This is a genomic window from Mameliella sp. MMSF_3455, from assembly GCF_030733205.1.
GTDB lineage: Bacteria > Pseudomonadota > Alphaproteobacteria > Rhodobacterales > Rhodobacteraceae > Antarctobacter.
In genome coordinates, this window is sequence record NZ_JASHJL010000009.1 from 125,856 (window position 1) to 145,960 (window position 20,105).

Consider the following 20,105-nt stretch of genomic DNA (forward strand, 5'->3'; position numbering starts at 1 on the left):
CCCTCGGCGAAACATTGGCAGTGTTGTCAGCGGTTCACCGAGCTATTGCACGGTCCGTGCTTCAAACGCTCCGCCGGAGCGTTTGAAGCCTTGGATGAGCAAGCCGTCAGCCCTCCATCGCCTCGAGTTGATCAATGAAGCCCTCGATCATGCTGAGTCCCTTGTCCCAGAACTTCGGGTCCGTCGCGTCCAGCCCAAAGGGCGCCAGCAGCTCCTTATGGTGTTTCGATCCGCCCGCCTTGAGCATGTCGAAATACTTGTCCTGGAAACCCTCGGGCGCCTCCTGGTAGGCGGCGTAGAGCGCGTTCACCAGCCCGTCACCAAAGGCATAGGCGTAGACGTAGAAGGGCGAGTGGACGAAGTGCGGAATGTAGCACCAGAAGGTCTCGTATCCTTCCATGAACTCGAAGGCGCCGCCCAAGGATTCCGCCTGTACCGACATCCAGAGCGCGTTGATGTCGTCCGGGGTCAGCTCTCCGCCGCGGCGCGCCTCGTGCAGCTTGCATTCAAAGTCGTAGAAGGCGATCTGGCGGACGACGGTGTTGATCATGTCCTCGACCTTGCCCGCCAAGAGGACCTTGCGCTCGGCGTCGTCCTTGGCATTCTCCAGCATGCGCTGGAAGGTCAGCATCTCGCCGAAAACGCTGGCCGTTTCGGCCAGGGTCAGCGGTGTCGAGGACAGCATTTCACCCTGGCCCGCGGCCAGCACCTGGTGGACGCCGTGGCCCAGCTCATGCGCGAGGGTCATCACGTCGCGCGGTTTGCCGAGGTAGTTGAGCATGACGTAGGGGTGCACCTCGGTCACGGTGGGATGGGCGAAGGCGCCCGGCGCCTTGCCGGGTTTGACGCCCGCGTCGATCCAGCCCTTTTCAAAGAAGGGGGTCGCGATCTCGCCCATGCGGGGGTCGAAGGCGTTGTAGGCGTTCATCACCGTCTCGCGCGCCTCGTCCCAGGTGACGGTGCGGGTGGCCTCCATCGGCAGGGGGGCGTTGCGATCCCAGACCTGCATGGTGTCCAGCCCCAGCCATTTGCGTTTCAGCTCGTAGTAGCGGTGCGACAGGCGCGGGTAGGCGTCGACGACCGCGTTGCGCAGCGCCTCGACAACCTCGGGTTCGACGTCGTTCGACAGGTGGCGGCCGGTCTGGGCCGTGGGCATCCCGCGCCAGCGGTCCAGCACCTCTTTCTCTTTGGTCTGTGTGTTGTGCACGCGGGCAAAGGTGCGCAGGTTCTCGGCGAAGACACGGGCCAGTTCGCGGGCAGCTGCCTCGCGCGTGTCGCGGTCCTGTTCGGTCAACAGGTTCAGCGTGCCCTCGATGTTGAGCTCCTCGCCGTTCACCTCGAAGGTCAGCCCGGCGATGGTCTCGTCGAAGAGCCGCTCCCAGGCGTCACCTACGACACCGAGGTCATGCAGGAATTTCTCCAGCTCGTCGGACAGCTGGTAGGGCTTCATGGCGCGCATCCGGTCAAAGGCGCGCTTGTAGCGGTTCAGGTCGGCGTTGGCGGCAAAGAGTGCCTCGTAGTGGTCGTCGCCAAGGCGGTTTGCCTCGAGTGAGAAGAAGACCAGCGGCGTGGTGTAGTTGGTGATCTTTTCCTGGCAGTCGGACAGGAACTTGGCGCGCTCGGCGTCGGTGGTCAGCTGGTAGTAGCGCAGCCCGGCAAAAGACATGATGCGCCCGGCGATGGTCGAAATCCGCTCGTTTCTCTGCACCAGCGTCAGAAAGCCTTCGGCGTCCAGCGTATCCAGCTTGCCCTCGTAGTCCTCGGCAAAGCTGCGGCAGGCTTCTTCGAGCCAGTCGAGATCGCGTTTCAGCTCGGGCGCGTCGGGGGAGGCGTAGAGATCGGTCAGATCCCATTCGGGCAGATCGCCCAGGTTCTTGCCCCCGGCACTGGCGTTGGCGTCGAAAAGCGGTGTTTTGGCGAACGTGTGCATGGGGAACCCTCTTGTCGTTTCCCTTCACATAGGGGGCAGGCCCGCGCGAAGGCAACCGGCGCCCCATATTTTTGGAGGTCTTGACGCAGAAAAGACTTAGGATCGCCGGGGGAGACTGGCTAAGCTTTCCCTGGGAAGAACCAACAATCGAATTCAGGGAGGAGATTTCAGCATGTCGAATGCTTCACTGCTTTGGGGGGCGGGCGGTCTTGTGATCGGTGTCCTGGCCGGCGTCGCCTTCAGCGGGTCGGACAGTTCAGCCGACCTGCGCGAGGTTATCGACGATACCGTGGTGCCCGCGCAGGAGGCGGCCGAAAAGGCGGCCAAGGCGCATGGGGAACAGATCGCCGCCTTGCAAAAGCGGCTGGAGGCGCTGGAGACGGGATTGGCCGAGAACGCACCGGACATGACGGCGCTGGCCACGGGCCTGTCCAAGGAAATGACCACCAAGCTGGACGACCTGCGGACCAAGCTGGGGGACGACATTGCCAAGACCTCGGCAGCGCAGGCCGAGACGATCAAGTCGTCGCTTGCGGACCTGTCCAAGGGGATCGAGGAAACCGCCCGCGTGGCCGCCGCCGCGGTTGCCGCGCCGGAGGACGCCGGTCCCGATGCGGCAGAACTGCCGGAACCCGCGAATGGCATGGCCTCTGCCGATGCGTTGGGCGTGGGGGATACGGCGCTTTTTGCAGATGGTGCGGTGCGGGCCTTTGTGTCGCGGATCGACCCGGCGGGCGGTTCCGTGCGGCTTTCGGTGAACGGATCGCTGGTCACACTGGGCGCTGGTGGCTCGACCAATGTGTCGATGGATGGTCGGGATTGTTCGGTCACGGTCGCGTCGATGAGCGCCCAGGGGGTGACGCTTGGGTCCGACTGCGGCGTGCTCCCGCCCGCGATCACTGCCACGGCACCCGACAATGGCGTCATGCCGGGTCACACGGTCAGCCTTGCCGATGGTGCCCTGCGTGTTTTCGTGTCTAGCGTGGACAGCGACGCTCAGGAAGCGCGGATTGCCGTGAACGGTGTCCAGACACAGCGTGTCTCCGCCGACAGCAGCCTGGGTGTCGAGGTCGGGGACCAGTCGTGCACGCTGCGCGTCACAGGGATCGGCGAGGGCATGATCGGTTTCGACGGGTCCTGCGGCTGAGGCTGGCCGGGCCTAATCCGGCCCGGGCGATGAAGCGGGGTCAGAACCGCCGTTCAAGCGTCAGGTGAAAGCCGCTGCCACCGGGACCATCGGTGGCGGCGAAGAGGACGCTGGTATCTTGGCGCAGCTTGTAGTCCAGCGCGAGGCCATAGGCATCATCCTTGCCGCCATCGGTGAACTCTCCAAAGGCCATCATGTCCATTGTCGAGGTCACGGGAAAGACGAGGTCCAACGCGATCGCGTCCGGCTTGTCGTTGGCCTCGGGGTGCAGCCAGGTCACGCCGAAATCGGCGCGCCCGATGTCAAAGCGCGCGCCCAGCTTGGCATTGATGCCGTGTTGATCCATCGTGCGCGAGGTCACGGTTTCCAGCGCACCTGCCAGTTGCCAGCCATCACCGTTGTAGGTCGCCGCGACAGAGGCGGCGCGAAAGCCACCCTTGACCGCGTCGTGCAGTGACACGGCCACATCTGTCCGGCCATAGCTCTGCTGCCACGACAGGCCCCAGGGCACGGCGGTGCGGCGCATGGCCTCGACCGTGGCGTGGGCGCGGGTATACTCGGCGCGCTCATAGGCGAGATAGGGCGCTGTGCGCGCAAAGACCGAGGGCAGCACCTGATCATAGGCCGGACGCACGACGCCCGCGCGCCAGGTGTCGTCCCATGCGAAGGCGACGTAGGTTTCATGCGGCCGCTTGCCATCCAACCCGAAGAGATAGGTGCCGAATTCCAGCGCCAGGGGATAGTCGCGGCTGAGCGGGATCGACGCGGTCGCGTCGATCACACCGATGCCTGACAGGGTGTGGTCGTCATGGGCGCTGATGGCCACGCTGCCCTCGACGTTGAAGGACTGCGCATGGGCAGCGGCGGGCACAAAAAGCCCGAGGCAGAGCAGGAGGGGGCGGAGCATGTCGGCAAGGTCCAGTCGAAAATACCGGGCCATCTATCCCTAGGGCCAGGTGCCTTGCCAGTCGGGAAAACCGGACATGCGGCCCGATGTGGCTTTCGCGTCAACCGTAGGCCGCAAGGAGCGCGCGCAGGTCGTCCAGGGTGTTGGCCTCTTGCGGGGCCTTGTCGTGACGCCAGCGCGACATCCGTGGAAACCGCAGCGCCAGACCTGACTTGTGGCGCGGGCTGGGCTGGATGCCCTCAAAGGCGATCTCGAAGACGTGCTGGGGGCGCACCTGCCGTACGGGGCCGAACCGCTGCTGCGTGTTCTTGCGCACCCAGGCCGTGATCTCGTCGAACTCCTTGTCGGTAAGCCCGGAATAGGCCTTGGTAAAGGGGACCAACTCGTTGCCCTGCCAGACGGCGAAGGTGAAATCGGTGAACAGGTTGGCACGGCGACCGTGACCCTGCTGGGCGTAGATCATCACCGCGTCGACGGTCAAAGGGTCGAGCTTCCATTTCCACCAATCGCCCTTCTTGCGGCCCGACAGATAGGGGCTTTCGCGGCGTTTCAGCATCAGCCCTTCGGCGCGGAAATCGCGCGCCTGCGCGCGTGTCTTGGCCAGCGCTTCCCAGTCCGCGAAAGGCACGAGGGGGGAGGCCCGCACCGGCGCCTCTGCGGGCATGTCGGCCAGCAGCGCATCGAGGCGGGCGCGCCGCCTGCACAGTGGGGCATCACGCAGGTCGGTGCCGTTTTCTTCCAGCAGGTCATAGGCCAGCAGGATCACCGGCGCCTCGCGCAGCAGCTTCTTTGGCACGGTCTTGCGCCCGATGCGCGGCTGTAGCGCGCTGAAGGGCATGGGCTGCGTGCCCTCCCAGGCGACGATCTCGCCGTCCAGCACTGTGCCGGGCGGCAGGAAGTCAGCCGCGCGGGCAAATTCCGGGAAGCGGTCGGTCATCAGTTCCTCGCCGCGTGACCAGACATGATGCGCATGGTCGCGCAGGATCAGCTGGCCGCGGATACCGTCCCATTTCCATTCCGCCTGCCAGTCTTCCGGGGGGCCCAGCGTTTCGGGAGGCTCGTCCAACTGGTAGGCAAGGTAGAAGGGATAAGGGCGGCTCTGGTCGGCGGCGGGGTCGTCCGCCTCGATCAGGGTGTGGTAGCTGGTGGTTTCGGGCGTCCATCCCCCCATCAGCTTGTGCGCCAGCACCGCCTCGTCCTGACCGGTCGCCTTGGCCAGCGCGCGGGTCATCAGCTTGCGGCTGACGCCGATGCGAAAGCCGCCGGTGATGAGCTTGTTGAACAGGAAGCGCTCGGTGGAGTCGAGTTGGTCCCAGGCGTTCAGGATGCGCGGCTTCCGTTCCTCCAGTGGGATATCATGAAGGCCGCGCAGGACATTGATCCAATGCGATAAACTGTGATCGGAGGCCTGAGACGGAGGGGGCAGGACCAGCGCGATGGTTTCGGCCAGGTCGCCGACGATGGGATAGGATTCTTCGAGCAGCCAAAGCGGGATGCCTGCTCGTTCGGCCGCCCATTCCCGCAGGTTGGTGGTGGTGACGGCACGTTTCGGACGACGCCCCGAGAAAAGGGCGATGCACCAGAGCTTGTCGCTCTCGGGGGCATGGGTGAAGTAATCGGCAAGGGCTTTTGTCTTGACCGTGGTTTTCTTGGTCTGGTCGATCTCGGTGAACAGCCGGGCAAAGCGCTTCATGACGTGCTCTCGCTCTCGGCTCCGTCCTCGCCGCCGAATTCGGTCGGGACGATGGCCGCATCATGGCCCTGCTCCTTCAGCCAGCGCGAGAAGATCTCTGTGTAACCATGTGTCACATAAATGGTTTCCGCGCCTGTGGATTTGATGGCCTCTTGCAGGCCGGGCCAGTCGGCATGGTCGGATATGACGAAGCCCCGGTCCATGCCGCGGCGGCGGCGGATACCGCGCAGGCGCATCCAGCCAGAGGCAAAGCCGGTCGACGCCGGGCCGAATTTACGCGCCCATGCGCTACCCAGAGCCGAGGGGGGCGCGATGACAAGGGCGCCCTTCAGGGCCTTCACATCCGTATCGGGCATGACCTGAATGGTCTCTGGCAGAGAGTAACCTTGCGCACGCAGCACGGCATTCGTGGCTTCGACGGCGCCATGTGTCAGGATCGGGCCCTGAGGCTCCAGCATGGACATGAGGCGCTGAGCCTTTCCCAGCGAATAGGCCCCCAGCATGGATGTGCGGCCCGCGGCGGCATTGGCGGCCCACCAGGCGTTGATTTCTGCCGCGACCTCTGTCTGCGAGGGCCAGGTGAACACCGGCAGGCCGAAGGTGCATTCGCTGATGAAGGCATGGCAGGGAACCGGCTCGAACGGTTCCGACAGACCGTCATCCACCACCTTGTAGTCGCCCGAGACGACCCAGACCTGGCCGCCCACCTCGACCCGGATCTGGGCCGACCCGGGAAGGTGGCCGGCGGGATGGAAAGAGACGCCCGCGCCGCCGATCTGCCGCGCCTCGCCGTAGGCGATGCCCTCGGCCGCGATCTCGCCCAGGCGGTGGCGGATCACGGGAAGGGCGCCGTCGGTCGCCAGGTAGGCCCCATGGCCCGGGCGGGCATGGTCGGCATGGCCGTGGGTGATCAGGGCCCGGTCGACCGGGCGCCATGGGTCGATATGAAAATCTCCCGCGGGGCAATAGATGCCGCGCTCGGTGAAGGTGAGGACGGGTTGGCTCATGGCTCTGAGGATAGGCGCATTTTTCGCCACTGCCAGCGGTTGTCGTGTTGTGCTTTGCCAGCGTTCCGCGCAATCTGCCGCGCAAAAGGGAGGGTGCCATGGGATATGCGGATTTCAGGAAACGGGTCAGGGAGGGCGCGCCGCTGGCGGGAACCTTCGTCAAGACGCCTGCGATCCCGGTGATCGAGGTGCTGGCGCAGTCGGGGCTGGATTTCCTGTGCCTCGACGCGGAACACGCCCCCTTTGACCGCGCATCCCTGGACAGTTGCCTGGCGGTCGCCCGGGCCCTTGATTTTCCGGTCATGGTGCGCGTGGGCGACAGCAGCCCGCGCGAGATCCTGCAGGCGCTGGATTACGGTGCGGTGGGCGTGGTCGTGCCGCATGTCGAGACGCTGGAACAGGCACAGGCGGTGGCACGGGCCGCGCGCTTTGGCCTGCACGGGCGGGGCTTTGCCGGATCGACCCGCTGGGCCGGCTATGCCACGCGTCCCATGCCGGAGGTGCTGGCGCAAAGCCGCGAGGAAACCGTGGTTCTGGCGCAGATCGAGGAACCCGACGCGGTGGAAATCTGCGAGCAGATCGCGGCGGAGGACGGTATCGACGGGCTTTTCGTCGGGCCCGTGGACCTGTCGGTGGGCTATGGCCATGACACCGCCGACAATCCCGAGGTCAAGGCGGCATTGGCCCGTGTTGGGGCAGCATGCAAGGCGGCGGGCAAGGGATATGCCAGTTTCGTGGGAACCGGCGGCGTCGCGCAGGACTGGGCGGAAACCTATGGCGTCAATGTCTTTTGCATCGCCTCGGAACATGCCTGGATGCGGACCGGTGCCGCAGAGGCGGCGCGCGCAGTTCACGAGATCGGATCGTCGTGAACGGCCTTTTGTGCTGATCGACGGAGAGGTCAGGCGCGCAGAGCGGTCCGGTCTGTCGCACTGTCGAAATGGGTGACGATCTCAGAGAGGACACGCTCGCGGATATGCGGGCTTTCCATCAGGATCTCGTGCTCGCCGCCCTCGACCATGTCGAGGCGCCCGTTTGGCCAGCGCGCCATGCGCGAGCGGATACGGTCGATGTCGACGATGCGTTCGTTGGTGCCGCAATAGCAGATGCAGGGCTGTTTCGGAGAGGGACGTCGGGCGAGGCGGCGGGTTTCGGCAAGCGCCTCGTGCAGCCAGTGTAACGACGGTCCGCCAAGTTGCAGTTCCGGGATCGCCAGCACCTGGCGGCGCATGTAGTCCCACTGCTCGGTGTCGGTGGTCAGCAGATTGTCGTCGAAGGCGTTGGAGGCAACGTAGCTGTCGGCCCCGGTGCCCGGCGCAAAGAGATGGCCCAGGCCCACCGATTTCGACATGCGCGAGATCGCCCAGGCCGCAGGGCGGACCGGATCGGCGATGCGGATGCCCCACATCGGGCCGGTAAAGACACAAGAGGCCACGTCCAGACCGTCGGACACGGCGCGGAACCCGATGCAGCCGCCCATCGAATGGCCGATCAGGTGGCGCGGGCCGGGCAGACCCAACTCGTCGGCCAGTTGCACCATGCTGGTGACATCGCGCTGGTAGTCCTCGAAGACACCGACATGCCCGGTCCGGCGTTCGTCCAGCATCCGGTCGGCCAGGCCCTGGCCGCGCCAATCGATCGTCAGGACATGATAGCCTGCGTCCGAAAGATGGCGGCTGACCCGGCCGTATTTCTCGACGTATTCGGTCCGGCCTGGGAACATGAACACCGTGCCCCGCGCCCCGTTGCTCCCGTAATGCGCAATGCGCACACGCAGCCCGTCCGACGTGGTCATCCACCAGGCTCGGGCATCTGCCGGACCTTCTGCGAGGTCGGCGTGGAAGGGCGCGGGAACGGCGGTCATCAGGCCAGGACCTGTGCCAGGCGCATGGCGGCGGACATGTCGCCGTCGATGGCAAGCTTGCCGGACATGAAGGCCGAGGTCGGGTCCAGGTCACCTTCGACAATGGCAAGGAAGGTGTCGGCGCTGGCGGTCATGGTCACATCTGCCGCCTCATCCCCGGCATGTGCGCCGTTTTCGTCGATGATCAGGCTGCCTTCGTCCTCAATGGTCACTTTCGCGGTTCCGTCGAACCCGTTTCCGCCCATTTTTTCGTTCAGGGCTTTGACGGCCGCGTTGACTGTGTCGCTCATTTTCGCTCCTAAAGCTTGCTCTCATAATCGTGCGCTGGCCAACTGGCGTTCAGACGCTACACTCAGCCCAAGTTATGAGGACGGCACATATGGAATTCAAACGTATCCTCGCGGCATTTTGCGCCCTAGTCATGATTTCCCTACCTTCCCTCGGGGAGGCGGAAGATCGCGCGACGGAACTGCTTGCAGAGCTGCGGGATGCCGAGACCGCGACCGCTGCACAGCGGTTGGAAAACCAGATCATCGCCGAGTGGTCCAAATCCGGTTCGGCCAGCATGGACCTTCTTCTGAAGCGCGGGCGCGACGCCTTGGAGGTTAAGAACCACAAGGCCGCGATCGAGCATTTCCGCGCCCTGACGGATCATGCGCCGGATTTCGCCGAGGGCTGGCACGGGCTGGCGCTGGCCTATTTCGGGGCCGAGAAATTCGGTCCCGCGATGGATGCCCTGGAACGGGTGCTGGCGCTGAACCCAAGCCATTTCGCGGCGCTCCGCGGGGTCGGGGCGATCAATGAACAGGTCGGAAAACCGGCCCTTGCCTATCGCGCCTTCGAGAAGGTACTTGAACTCAGGCCGCATGATCCCGACGTCGAGAAGGCGATGGAGCGGCTCGAGCGCAGGGCCATCGGCATCACGCTCTGACGAGGCAAGAGGGGCGCGGCCTTGATGACCGGTCGCCGTCCGAGACATAGGCGGCCCAATGGCCCAGAATTCCCGGATCGCGGCCGTTCTCGGCCCGACCAACACAGGCAAGACCCATTACGCCATCGAGCGGATGCTTGGGTATCGCACCGGCGTGATCGGCCTGCCGCTGCGCCTGCTTGCGCGCGAGGTCTTTGACAAGATCGTGGCGATCCGAGGACCGTCTGTCGTGGCGCTGGTGACGGGTGAGGAGCGGATCGTTCCGCCGCGGGCGAAGTACTGGGTCTGCACGGTCGAGGCGATGCCCGAGGGCATGGGGACGGATTTCGTCGCCATCGACGAGATCCAGTTGTGTGCGGATCCTGAACGCGGCCATGTCTTTACCGACCGCCTGCTGCGGATGCGCGGCACGCATGAAACGCTTTTCCTCGGGTCTGACACCATGCGCGGCCCTATCGGGGCGCTGGTTCCGGGGGTGGAATACGTCCGTCGCGAACGGATGAGCCAGCTTGTCTATACCGGCTCGAAAAAGATCAGCCGCCTGCCTGCGCGGACCGCCATCGTCGGTTTCAGCGTCGACAACGTCTATGCCATCGCGGAACTGCTGAAACGGCAAAAGGGGGGCGCGGCCGTGGTGATGGGGGCGCTGTCACCCCGGACACGCAACGCGCAGGTGGACCTCTACCAGAATGGCGAGGTCGATTATCTCGTGGCGACCGATGCCATCGGCATGGGCCTGAACCTCGACATCGACCATGTCGCCTTTTCCTCGCTGACGAAATTCGATGGGCGGCGGATGCGCCCGCTGCAACCGAACGAACTGGCGCAGATCGCGGGCCGGGCGGGGCGGGGCATGTCCAATGGCACCTTTGGCGTCACCGGTGACACCGGGCCGATTCCGGACGAATGGGCAGAGGCGATCTGCAATCATTCCTTCACACCGCTGAAGAAACTGAACTGGCGCAGCGCGGCGCTGCGGTTCGGCTCGATCGACGCGCTGGACGCAAGCCTTGACGCCTCGCCCGACCACGAGATGCTGATCAAGGCGCGCGAGGCCGACGACCTGCGCGCCCTGAGGGCGCTGGCCTCCGAGGCAGAGGTGCGGGCGCGGGCCTCGGACGCGGCATCGGTGCAATTGTTGTGGGATGTTTGCCGAATCCCCGATTTCCGCGGAATTTCGCCGGCGGAACACGCGGGCCTCCTGGGCGTTATCTTTGGGCACTTGCATCAAAACGGACGCGTGCCCGATGATTTCCTGGCTCGACAGGTCAACAGGATCGACCGGACCGATGGCGACATTGACACATTGTCGAAACGGCTGGCGTATATCCGCACATGGACTTATGTGGCTCAGCGAAAGGGCTGGGTCGCTGACGAAGACCATTGGCGCGGGCGAACACGCGCTGTAGAAGACGCCCTGTCGGACGCCTTGCACGAGCGTCTGACGCAGAGATTTGTAGACCGGCGCACCAGTGTTCTACTGCGCCGGTTGAAACAGAAGGAGGCCCTCTTGGCCGAAGTGAACGATCAGGGTGAAGTCACCGTCGAAGGTCATCTCGTCGGCAGGCTAGAGGGGTTCCGGTTCCGGCAGGACAAGGATGCGACGGGCCAGGAGGCCAAGACGCTGCGTCAGGCAAGCCTGCAGGCACTGACACCGCATTTCCACTTGCGCGCCGACCGATTCTACAATGCGCCGGATACCGAGATCGACTTTACCGAACAAGGTGGGTTGATGTGGGGCGAGCAGGCGGTCGGCAAACTGGCCAAGGGCGACGATCCGCTCAAGCCGCGCGTGGTGGCCTTTGTCGATGACGAGGCCGGGCATGACGTGGCCGAGAAGGTCACGCGCCGCTTGCAGCATTTCATGGACCGCAAGATCGCGGCCCTGTTCGAGCCGCTTCTGAAAATGCGCGACGATGATGCGCTGACCGGCCTGGCGCGGGGCTTTGCCTTCCAGATGGTGGAGGCGATGGGCGTGATCCCGCGGTCCCAGGTGGCGGATGACGTCAAGGCGCTGGATCAGGATGCGCGCGGGTCCTTGCGCAAGCACGGCGTGCGTTTCGGTCAGTACACGATCTTCATGCCGCTGCTGCTGAAACCGGCACCGACTCGGCTGCGGCTTGTGCTGTGGTCGCTGGCCAACGGGCTGGACGAGTTCCCCGAGGCGCCGCCGCCGGGGCTGGTTACCGTGCCGAACATGGAAGAAGTTCCGGCGCAGCATTACTCGCTGGCGGGCTATCGCAAGGCTGGTGCTCGGGCGATCCGCATCGACATGCTGGAGCGTCTGGCAGACATGCTGCGCGCCGAGGACAGCCGTGGCGGGTTCGAGGCCAAGGCCGACATGCTCTCGATCACCGGGATGACGCTGGAACAGTTTGCCGACCTGATGCAGGGCCTGGGCTATCGCGCCGAAAAGGGTGAACGCGAAAAGGTCAAACCCGCCGATGCGGTGGTCGCGAGTGAGGCAGGTGCCCCGGCCGAGGACAAGCCTGTCATGGACGCCGCGGGCGAAGAGCCGGCAGGCGTGACGCCGGATGCGGCGGAACCCCCGCAGCCCGCCGATGTGGCCGAGCCTGTGGCGCAATTGGAAGACCAAGGCGAGGCGCCCGTTTCTGCCGAGCCGGCGGAACCCGTTGCCGAGACACCTGTGCCGGAAACACCGGAAGAGGAACTCACCCCGGGCGAGGCTCCGGATGAGGCGCTGGCCGGTCCCGAGATGGAGGTTTTTTATTCCTTTACCTGGGGCGGCAATCGCGGCAACCAGCGCCGAGGTGGCGGCAAGCCCCGGCGCGAGGCGCGCGGTGGCGATGGGGCCAAGGGTGGCGGACGTCCGCAGCGTGGCGATCGGCAGGACAACAAGGGCGGCGACCGTCCCCGTGGCAAGGGGGGCAAACCGAAAGGCAAACCGCCACGCGATGGTGGTGGCCGCAAGTTCGAGTCGCGTCCTCCCAAGAAGGACAAGCCGATCGATCCGGACAATCCCTTTGCAGCGGCGCTCATGGGGCTCAAGGACAAGAGCTGAATGGGTGAAGGCCCCGCCAAGATCCGCCTGGACAAGTGGCTCTGGCATGCGCGGTTCTTCAAGACCCGCTCGCTGTCGGCCAAGCTTGTTTCGGGCGGGCATTGCCGGGTGAACGCGACGCCGGTGGCGAAGCCGGCTTTCCTGGTGGGGGCAGGGGACATCGTGACCTTTCCAAAAGAGCGCGATGTGCGGGTGATCCGAATTGTCGCGCCAGGAGAGCGGCGTGGGCCTGCGCCAGAGGCGCAGGCACTCTACGAGGACCTCGACCCGCCCAAGCCACGCGAGCGTGAACCGCAGGCGCCGCGCTACGAGGGCGGCGGTCGCCCGACCAAGAAAGACCGCCGTGCATTGGACAAGTCGCGCCCCTCGGCGCTTGAATGATCCGGACCGCTGGATTAGCTAGGCGCAAAAGCGCGCCGCGAGGAAACAGAAGCTCATGACCTACATCGTCAACGACGCTTGCATTGCCTGCAAATACACCGACTGCGTCGAGGTGTGCCCTGTGGATTGCTTCTACGAGGGTGAGAACATGTTGGTGATCCACCCCGATGAATGCATCGACTGCGGCGTCTGCGAGCCGGAGTGCCCCGCCGACGCCATCCGTCCTGACACAGAACCGGACATGGAGAAGTGGGTGGAGTTCAACCGCAAGTACGCGGAACTCTGGCCGGTCATCATCTCCAAGAAGGATCCGCTGCCCGAGGCCGAGGAACGCGACGGCGAGTCCGGCAAGCTGGAGAAGTATTTCTCCGAGACGCCGGGCGAGGGCGGCTGAGAACGATTCGCCGCGTCCGTTCCGGTAGAACATGAAAACTTTTGCATAAATACCTGATGTTCAACGGGTAAACCTCAATCCGTGAGGGCGCTAGGATGTGCCCGGAATCTGTGCTATACATGTCTTTCACATGATGACTGCACGTTCGGGGCGTACTGCCCAACGTCCCCACGGGGCATAACCAGACTGTATGACATGAGATGAGCGGGAATCCAGCGATCCCCGGTCGTCTTTTTTGTCGCCTAGTCAACTGATGAGTTGCGAGGAACGACCTATATGACCAAGACCAAGAAAAACGACTTCCGTCCCAATGACTATGTGGTCTACCCGGCGCATGGCGTCGGCCAGATCATGTCGATCGAGAAACAGGAGATTGCCGGGATCAGCCTCGAACTCTTCGTGATTTCCTTCGAGAAGGACAAGATGACCCTGCGCGTGCCGACGCACAAGGCCACCGAAGTCGGAATGCGGTCGCTGTCGTCCCCGGACGTGGTGAACGAAGCGATGAAGACGCTCAAGGGGAAGGCCAAGGTCAAGCGCGCAATGTGGTCGCGCCGTGCTCAGGAGTATGAGCAGAAGATCAACTCGGGTGACCTGATCGCCATCGCCGAAGTGGTGCGCGACCTGCACCGTGCCGACGACCAGCGCGAACAATCCTACTCCGAGCGACAGCTCTACGAGGCCGCGCTGGAGCGCCTGACCCGCGAAATCGCCGCTGTTTCCGGCGATGAGGCCGCCGCGGCCAAGCAGGTTGACGAAGTGCTGGGCCTGCGCGCCGCGTAAGCGACCTGCGAAACGGAAATGAACTGACCGCGTCCCCCGGGGCGCGGTTTTTTCATGTCCGGTCCGCGCTTATGCGGCGTCCTGCTTTCCACGCTCTGTCAGTGCGGTGTAAAGTTCTGCCTCCAGTTCGCGCTCCAGTTCCTTGGACCGCGCGACATAAGCCGCGTTCTCGGCCGGGGAAATGGACGGGTCCCAGAGCTGGGCCAAATCGCGGATGGTGCGACGGTCGTGGTGGTAGAACGTCTCTTCGGCGATGGCGGCCTCGAATTCGCTCATGCCGACGTTTTCCAGCACATAGCGGCCGGCACGCAGGCTGCTGTCGAACATCTCTCGGACGATGTCGTTCGCCCCGGCCTGGTAGAGCGCGTACACATGCGTCCGGTCGCGGGCGCGGGCGACGATGTGCAGGTCCGGGCGGACGCGGCGGGCATAGGCCACCAGCTTTGTCGTGGCCTTGGGGTCGTCCAGGGCTGCCACCAGGACACGCGCCGAATCGATCCCGGCGGCGTGCAACAGTTCGGGCCGCGTGGGATCGCCGAAGAAGCCCTTTACCCCGAACCGGCGGATCAACTGGATCGTCTTGATGTCATGGTCAAGCACGACGGTACGGTGGCCGGCAGAGCGGACAAGGCGGTTGACGATCTGTCCAAAGCGCCCGATCCCCGCGATCAGCACCGGGCCAGCCTCGTCGATGACGTCTTCTTCGGCGCTTTCGGTGCGCGCGCTGAAGCCCTTGTTGAGATAGTCGAACAGAAGGAAGAGCAGGGGGGTGATCAGCATGGTCATGGCGATGATCAGCAGAAGCCGGCCGCCGAGATCGGCGGAAAAGACGCTTTGCTGGCGACCGAAGGAGATCAGGACGAAGCCGAACTCGCCGGCCTGTGCCAGTCCCAGCGTGAACAGCCACAGGCCGCGTTTGCGCAGGCCAAAGGCACGACCCAGACCGTAAAGTACCGCGCCCTTGACCAGGATTACCGCCAACGCCAGCCCGAGGATCGTCAGCGGTTCCTCCAAAAGAGCGCCCACATCGATCCCGGCGCCCACGGTGATGAAGAAAAGCCCCAGCAGCAGCCCCTTGAAGGGTTCGATGTCGGATTCCAGCTCGTGCCGGAATTCGGAGTTGGCAAGGACGACACCCGCAAGGAACGTGCCGAGTGCCGGCGACAGGCCGACAAGGATCATGAGGAAGGCGATGCCGATCACGATCAGCAGGGCGACGGCTGTGAACATCTCGGGCAGACGTGCGGCGTGGATGTAGCGGAACAGCGGCCTCGCACCATAGGCTCCGGCCAGGATGATCGCGGCGATCACGCCCAGCGTCACCAGCGCCGCGCCCCAGCCGGGAAGGCCCTCGACCAGGGACATCGCCGCGTGATGGGCGTCGCCGGCATGGTCCCCGTGGTCACCGTTCTGTTCCAGGAATGCCCCGGGGCTGACGAAGGCGGGAATCGACAAAAGCGGCAGGATGACCAGGATCGGTATGACCGCGATGTCCTGTGTCAGCAGGACGGAGAAGGCGGATCGCCCGCCATTGGTTTGCATCAGGTTCTTTTCATTCAGCGTCTGCAGCACGATGGCGGTCGAGGACAGCGCCAGCGCGAGGCCCACGGCCAGGGCGGTCGGCCAGGCCAGGCCAAGGGCCATGCCGCCGGCGAAGATCGCGGAGGTGGTCAGCAGGATCTGCAGGCCCCCGAGCCCGATCAGACGGTGCCGCATGTCCCAGAGCGCGCGCGGTTCCAATTCCAGCCCGATGATGAACAGCATCATGACCACGCCGAACTCGGCAAAGTGCTGGATATCATCGGTGGCCACGACCAGCCCGAGGCCGGGACCGATCACGAGACCGGCCAGCAGGTAGCCAAGCACCGAGCCAAGTCCCAGGCGCGCCGCGAGGGGGACCGCGATCACGGCGGCGAGAAGAAAGACAGAAGCCTGAAAAAGAAAGGAGTCCACGCGCTTCTCCGCTGATTGGCCAACACCCCATATTGTGCCGGGGAAGGCCGGAGAGGCAACCGGAGACATGTGAAATCTGCCTGCGATACAGGCAGGTTGCCCTGTGCAGGGCAGGGACGAACTACTCAGCGGGCACCATTGGCGGCTGCGGGCGCGGCAATCGTGGGCGCAGGCGCGACCACCGTGGGGCGCAGGCCGTGGGCAGAACCGCGCGCAGGCGGTCAAGCGGTAGCTCGCCGCTCAGTATGGCGCGGTAGAGCGAAAAGACCCCGTCGCGCAGGTAAGGCGACCAATGGCAGATCAGGCGTTCCGGCGGCGCGATCGGATAGCCCAGGCGCCGCAAGGCCGCGAGGCTCTCTGCATCGTCAAGTTGCAGCGTCACCATGTGCGGCAGGTCCACCCCCCCATGTCCCAACATGCGGTCGCCCGGATGCATCGGGGGCACCAGCCGTTCCAGTACGAAATCGAACAGGTCGTTTTCACGGCTGGTGACATTGAGCACCTGTGTCCGGCAGCCTCTTGCGCTGTCGAGCGTGCTGCGTGCGACTTCGCCGTATTCCGCCGCGGCCAGCAAAACGGCGCGTGTGATGGCGCCGGGCGCGCCTGCGCGCACCGCGGCGAGGGAGACCCGAGCGCCAAGCGAGTGGGCGATGACGTTGACCGGGCGTCGCGGAGCCAGGCGGCGCACCTCGCGCACCAGTCCGGCCAGCGCCTCTCCTGCCGAGGCCGCTCGTCGATGTGCCGCCCAGATCGAACCGCGCGCCTGCCAGCCAAAGGAAATGGCGACGCGGTTGTCCAGACCCAGGCGCGCTGGCCAGCTGACCACCCTGCGGTCGGCGGCGTGCGGGGTGGGGGACATCAGCGAAGCGTGCGGACAGTGCTGGGGGTGGCCGGGTTGGTACTTGTAGCCATGCACCATGATGGTGACCGGGCCCGTATCCGTCGCCAATGCGGCCGCGAGCGCTGGCAACAAGGGGGCAGGGTCGCCGTGCAGGCGGGCCTCGGTTTCGGCAACTGTGATCCGTAGCATTGGCATGGCAGCGTCCCACTACATCTTGTGCGTGGCCCTACCTGAATGCTGCGACGGTATCGTGAAGAGCGGGTTACATCATCGTGACGCCCTTGCAATGTGATCTTAACGTCTCTATGCCAACGCCCGTGGCGATTTGTTACCGGATTGCGGGCCACAAAGGGCATCGCCCCTTTAAATTCCGCTAAAGAGGTCAGACGGAAGCTCCTTTCGCTTGGCCGCGATCGGAGCTTTTTTGTTGGGAGTGGATCCATGAGCATCGAAGAGAAACAGGCGCGCGGCAAGGCGACGAACCTCGTGCACGGCGGCACCAAGCGCAGTCAGTGGGGCGAAGTCAGCGAAGCGATCTTTCTCACGCAGGGGTTCGTCTATGACACCGCCGAGGCGGCAGAGGCGCGCTTTCTCAAGGCGGGCGAGGACGAGTTCATCTATGCCCGCTACGGCAACCCCACCGTGGCCATGTTCGAAGAGCGCATGGCGCTGCTGGAAGGCGCCGAGGACGGGTTTGCCTGTGCCAGCGGCATGGCGGCGGTCAGCGGTGCGCTGACCTCGATGCTGCGGGCGGGCGATCACGTCGTCTCGGCCAGGGCGCTGTTCGGTTCCTGCCTCTATGTCCTGGAAGAGGTGTTGACGCGCTACGGTGTCGAGGTGACCTTCGTCGATGGCGAGGACCTCGCTCAATGGGAGGCCGCCATTCGCCCCGACACCAAGGCGGTCTTTTTCGAAAGCATGTCGAACCCGACGCTGCAACTGGTGGATATCACCGGGGTCGCGGAACTGGCGCACAGGGTCGGTGCCACGGTCATCGTGGACAACGTGTTCTCGACGCCGGTCTATTCCAAGGCCATTGCGCAGGGGGCTGACCTGGTTGTCTATTCCACGACCAAGCATGTCGACGGCCAGGGCCGCTGCCTGGGCGGCGTGATCCTTGGCACGCGAGAGCATATCCGCGGCGTCGTCGAACCCTACATGAAGCATACCGGCGGCTCGATGAGTCCATTCAACGCCTGGGTGATGCTGAAGGGGCTGGAGACGCTGAAATTGCGCGTGCGCGCCCAGACCGAGGGCGCCGTGGCCCTGGCAGAAGCCCTGGCGGATCACCCCAAGATCTCTCGGATGATCTATCCGGGACATGCCAGCCATCCGCAGAACGCGCTGGTGCAGCAGCAGCTTGGCGCGGGAGGCACGCTGGTGTCCTTCGAGGTCGCGGGTGGCAAGGGGGCGGCCTTTCGCCTGTTGAACGCGCTGCAGGTGGTCATCATCTCGAATAACCTGGGCGACGCGAAATCCATCGCCACCCACCCGGCCACCACCACGCACCAGCGCTTGAAGCCGGAACAACGGGCTGCATTGGGCATTGGCGACGGGATGATCCGGCTGTCGGTGGGCATCGAGGACCCAGAGGACCTCGTTCGGGACGTTTTGCAGGCGCTGGACGCGGTCTGACGGACAAGTGCCGCCTGCGAGTGATCCGGGGTCCGGTTAGCGACGTATACTATTTCGAGATTGGAATTGATGAGAACAATTCCTAGGTTAAGCGTCGAAGACAGGCTCGAAAGGGGTGGCCATGAACGTCCACACACCGGAAATCGATCGAAAGCCCAGCCAGGAAGAGGCGGCAGAGGCATTGGAACTGCTGCGCCGCTGGGCGTCGAAGGCGCAGGACGCCGAGATCGAGGCGTTGGATCCCCTGGTGGCCCGTCTTGCCCCCGATTCGGCCCCGGATTCCTATCCGGCGCTGTCGCGGGCCTATCCTGAGGGGTTCAACGTCGACGCGGCCTACAAGGAGGGGCTGCCGGATCTGCAGAACGGGCCTTCCTCGCTGATCCGCGGCGCGAATCGTGCCATTCAGCATGTGGGCATTTCGAATTTTCGCCTGCCGATCCAGTATCACACCCGGGACAATGGCGACCTGCACCTGGAAACCAGCGTCACGGGGACCGTCAGTCTTGAGGCGGATAAAAAAGGCATCAACATGAGCCGCATCATGCGCTCGTTCTATGCCCATGCGGACAAGACCTTCAGCTTCGAGGTAATCGAGGCGGCTCTGGACGATTACAAGTCCGACCTCGAAAGCTTTGACGCCCGCATCAACATGCGCTTCTCCTTTCCGATGAAGGTGGACAGCCTGCGGTCCGGTCTGTCAGGCTATCAATATTACGACATCGCGCTGGAGCTGGTGGAACAGGATGGGGTGCGCCGCAAGGTCATGCACCTCGACTACGTCTATTCTTCCACCTGCCCATGCTCTCTGGAACTTTCGGAGCATGCCCGGCGGACGCGCGGGCAGTTGGCCACGCCGCATTCGCAACGTTCCGTCGCGCGCATTTCCGTCGAGGTGAAGGAAGGCGAGTGTCTCTGGTTCGAGGACGTGGTGGATATGTGCCGTCGGGCCGTTCCGACCGAGACGCAAGTCATGGTCAAACGTGAGGACGAACAGGCCTTTGCCGAATTGAACGCCGCCAACCCGATCTTCGTCGAGGATGCGGCCCGCCTGTTCGCGGAACAGCTGCAGGCAGATACGCGGGTCGGCGACTACCGCGTGGTGGCGAGCCACCAGGAGAGCCTGCACAGCCACGACGCGGTCTCTGTCCTGACCGAGGGCGACCTCTTCGCTGCGGAAAGCCTGGACCCCAAGCTGTTCTCGACCCTTTTCCACGTCGGCTGATGCAATTGGCGGCACGGGCCCTGGCCCCTGCCGCCGCTTTGTGCAGTGCGGGGCGCTTCGCGGCAACCTGTGTCGCCTTCATGGCTTGGTTACCCCTTTTGTGAGAGGGTGAACCTCAGGGAGGAAACCGACCATACAGGATAAGGTTTCCAGTCATGACGCGCGACAATGTTCAGATCGGGATGGGGCACAGGTCACTCAACAGCCGGATCGATGTCTTCCTGACAGAAGTGGGGTTCGGCATGAACCCGGGCGCGCTGCGCAGAGCGAGGTTGCGGCAGATCATCGCCCTGGAATGCGCATCGGACGCAGAACTTGCCACTCTGGGTATTGGACGTGACGATATCCTGCCCTTTGTCTTTCGCGACTTGCTGGCCGCCTGACGGACGGCGTTT

General features: G+C 64.3%; 18 protein-coding genes. 10 read left to right on the top strand and 8 right to left on the bottom strand.

Annotated elements, in window-relative coordinates:
• Window positions 1-106: 106 nt before the first annotated feature.
• On the bottom strand, window positions 107-1,930 hold the full coding sequence (locus tag RBB42_RS09195; RefSeq protein WP_305971522.1) for a M3 family oligoendopeptidase: 1,824 nt from the start codon (window positions 1,928-1,930) through the stop codon (window positions 107-109).
• 172 nt (window positions 1,931-2,102) lie between these two features.
• Here RBB42_RS09195 and RBB42_RS09200 point away from each other — a divergent pair, with 172 nt between their 5' ends.
• On the top strand, window positions 2,103-3,077 hold the full coding sequence (locus RBB42_RS09200; RefSeq protein ID WP_305971521.1) for a hypothetical protein: 975 nt from the start codon (window positions 2,103-2,105) through the stop codon (window positions 3,075-3,077).
• Between the two features lie 40 nt (window positions 3,078-3,117).
• Here the strand turns inward: RBB42_RS09200 and RBB42_RS09205 are convergent, their stop codons facing one another.
• The 3 genes from RBB42_RS09205 to RBB42_RS09215 all read right to left on the bottom strand — a co-directional run bounded on the left by RBB42_RS09205 (window position 3,118) and on the right by RBB42_RS09215 (window position 6,684).
• Window positions 3,118-4,017 carry a hypothetical protein gene (locus RBB42_RS09205; protein WP_306043502.1) on the bottom strand — a complete coding sequence of 300 codons (900 nt, stop codon included), beginning with the start codon at window positions 4,015-4,017 and terminating at the stop codon, window positions 3,118-3,120.
• 67 nt (window positions 4,018-4,084) lie between these two features.
• The gene (locus RBB42_RS09210) at window positions 4,085-5,677 is read right to left on the bottom strand and encodes an ATP-dependent DNA ligase (protein WP_305971519.1); all 1,593 of its coding nucleotides are present in this window, start codon (window positions 5,675-5,677) and stop codon (window positions 4,085-4,087) included.
• Window positions 5,674-6,684 carry a ligase-associated DNA damage response exonuclease gene (locus tag RBB42_RS09215; RefSeq protein WP_305971518.1) on the bottom strand — a complete coding sequence of 337 codons (1,011 nt, stop codon included), beginning with the start codon at window positions 6,682-6,684 and terminating at the stop codon, window positions 5,674-5,676. Before RBB42_RS09215 ends, RBB42_RS09210 begins: the two co-directional genes overlap by 4 nt.
• A gap of 98 nt (window positions 6,685-6,782) precedes the next feature.
• Here RBB42_RS09215 and RBB42_RS09220 point away from each other — a divergent pair, with 98 nt between their 5' ends.
• Window positions 6,783-7,556, top strand: a complete 774-nt coding sequence (locus RBB42_RS09220) for an HpcH/HpaI aldolase family protein (RefSeq protein WP_305971517.1) — start codon at window positions 6,783-6,785, stop codon at window positions 7,554-7,556.
• A 29-nt stretch (window positions 7,557-7,585) separates the two neighbouring features.
• On the opposite strand, the gene RBB42_RS09225 is transcribed toward RBB42_RS09220, so the two are convergent.
• Together RBB42_RS09225 and RBB42_RS09230 are read right to left on the bottom strand one after the other, a co-directional pair.
• Entirely contained in the window at window positions 7,586-8,548 is a 963-nt protein-coding gene (locus RBB42_RS09225) for an alpha/beta fold hydrolase (RefSeq protein ID WP_305971516.1), read from the bottom strand.
• The gene (locus RBB42_RS09230) at window positions 8,548-8,838 is read right to left on the bottom strand and encodes an SCP2 sterol-binding domain-containing protein (RefSeq protein ID WP_305971515.1); all 291 of its coding nucleotides are present in this window, start codon (window positions 8,836-8,838) and stop codon (window positions 8,548-8,550) included. Before RBB42_RS09230 ends, RBB42_RS09225 begins: the two co-directional genes overlap by 1 nt.
• Window positions 8,839-8,927: 89 nt before the next feature.
• Between RBB42_RS09230 and RBB42_RS09235 the strand changes: the two genes are divergently transcribed.
• The 5 genes from RBB42_RS09235 (at window position 8,928) to RBB42_RS09255 (ending at window position 14,059) form a co-directional block, all read left to right on the top strand.
• Window positions 8,928-9,479 (top strand): tetratricopeptide repeat protein, encoded by a 552-nt coding sequence (locus RBB42_RS09235; protein ID WP_371931785.1) that lies wholly within the window; start codon window positions 8,928-8,930, stop codon window positions 9,477-9,479.
• Between the two features lie 58 nt (window positions 9,480-9,537).
• On the top strand, window positions 9,538-12,501 hold the full coding sequence (locus tag RBB42_RS09240) for a helicase-related protein (protein ID WP_306043414.1): 2,964 nt from the start codon (window positions 9,538-9,540) through the stop codon (window positions 12,499-12,501).
• Entirely contained in the window at window positions 12,502-12,882 is a 381-nt protein-coding gene (locus RBB42_RS09245) for an RNA-binding S4 domain-containing protein (RefSeq protein ID WP_305972097.1), read from the top strand. It begins immediately after the preceding gene.
• Window positions 12,883-12,937: 55 nt separating this feature from the next.
• Entirely contained in the window at window positions 12,938-13,276 is a 339-nt protein-coding gene (gene fdxA, locus RBB42_RS09250; protein ID WP_043137766.1) for a ferredoxin FdxA, read from the top strand.
• Between the two features lie 276 nt (window positions 13,277-13,552).
• Complete coding sequence (locus RBB42_RS09255; RefSeq protein ID WP_305972096.1) at window positions 13,553-14,059, top strand: CarD family transcriptional regulator; 507 nt, start codon at window positions 13,553-13,555, stop codon at window positions 14,057-14,059.
• A 69-nt stretch (window positions 14,060-14,128) separates the two neighbouring features.
• On the opposite strand, the gene RBB42_RS09260 is transcribed toward RBB42_RS09255, so the two are convergent.
• Both RBB42_RS09260 and RBB42_RS09265 read right to left on the bottom strand, forming a co-directional pair.
• A complete protein-coding gene (locus RBB42_RS09260; protein ID WP_305972095.1) occupies window positions 14,129-16,012 on the bottom strand; it encodes a monovalent cation:proton antiporter-2 (CPA2) family protein in 1,884 nt (627 codons plus the stop codon).
• Between the two features lie 121 nt (window positions 16,013-16,133).
• Entirely contained in the window at window positions 16,134-17,042 is a 909-nt protein-coding gene (locus tag RBB42_RS09265) for a T6SS effector phospholipase Tle3 domain-containing protein (protein ID WP_305972094.1), read from the bottom strand.
• A gap of 252 nt (window positions 17,043-17,294) precedes the next feature.
• Here RBB42_RS09265 and metZ point away from each other — a divergent pair, with 252 nt between their 5' ends.
• The 3 genes from metZ to RBB42_RS09280 all read left to right on the top strand — a co-directional run bounded on the left by metZ (window position 17,295) and on the right by RBB42_RS09280 (window position 20,093).
• Window positions 17,295-18,488: an O-succinylhomoserine sulfhydrylase gene (gene metZ, locus RBB42_RS09270; RefSeq protein WP_305972093.1), complete on the top strand. Its 1,194-nt coding sequence runs from the start codon at window positions 17,295-17,297 to the stop codon at window positions 18,486-18,488.
• Between the two features lie 121 nt (window positions 18,489-18,609).
• The gene (gene folE2 / locus RBB42_RS09275; RefSeq protein ID WP_305972092.1) at window positions 18,610-19,710 is read left to right on the top strand and encodes a GTP cyclohydrolase FolE2; all 1,101 of its coding nucleotides are present in this window, start codon (window positions 18,610-18,612) and stop codon (window positions 19,708-19,710) included.
• A gap of 155 nt (window positions 19,711-19,865) precedes the next feature.
• Entirely contained in the window at window positions 19,866-20,093 is a 228-nt protein-coding gene (locus RBB42_RS09280; RefSeq protein ID WP_305972091.1) for a hypothetical protein, read from the top strand.
• The last annotated feature ends 12 nt before the right edge of the window (window positions 20,094-20,105 follow it).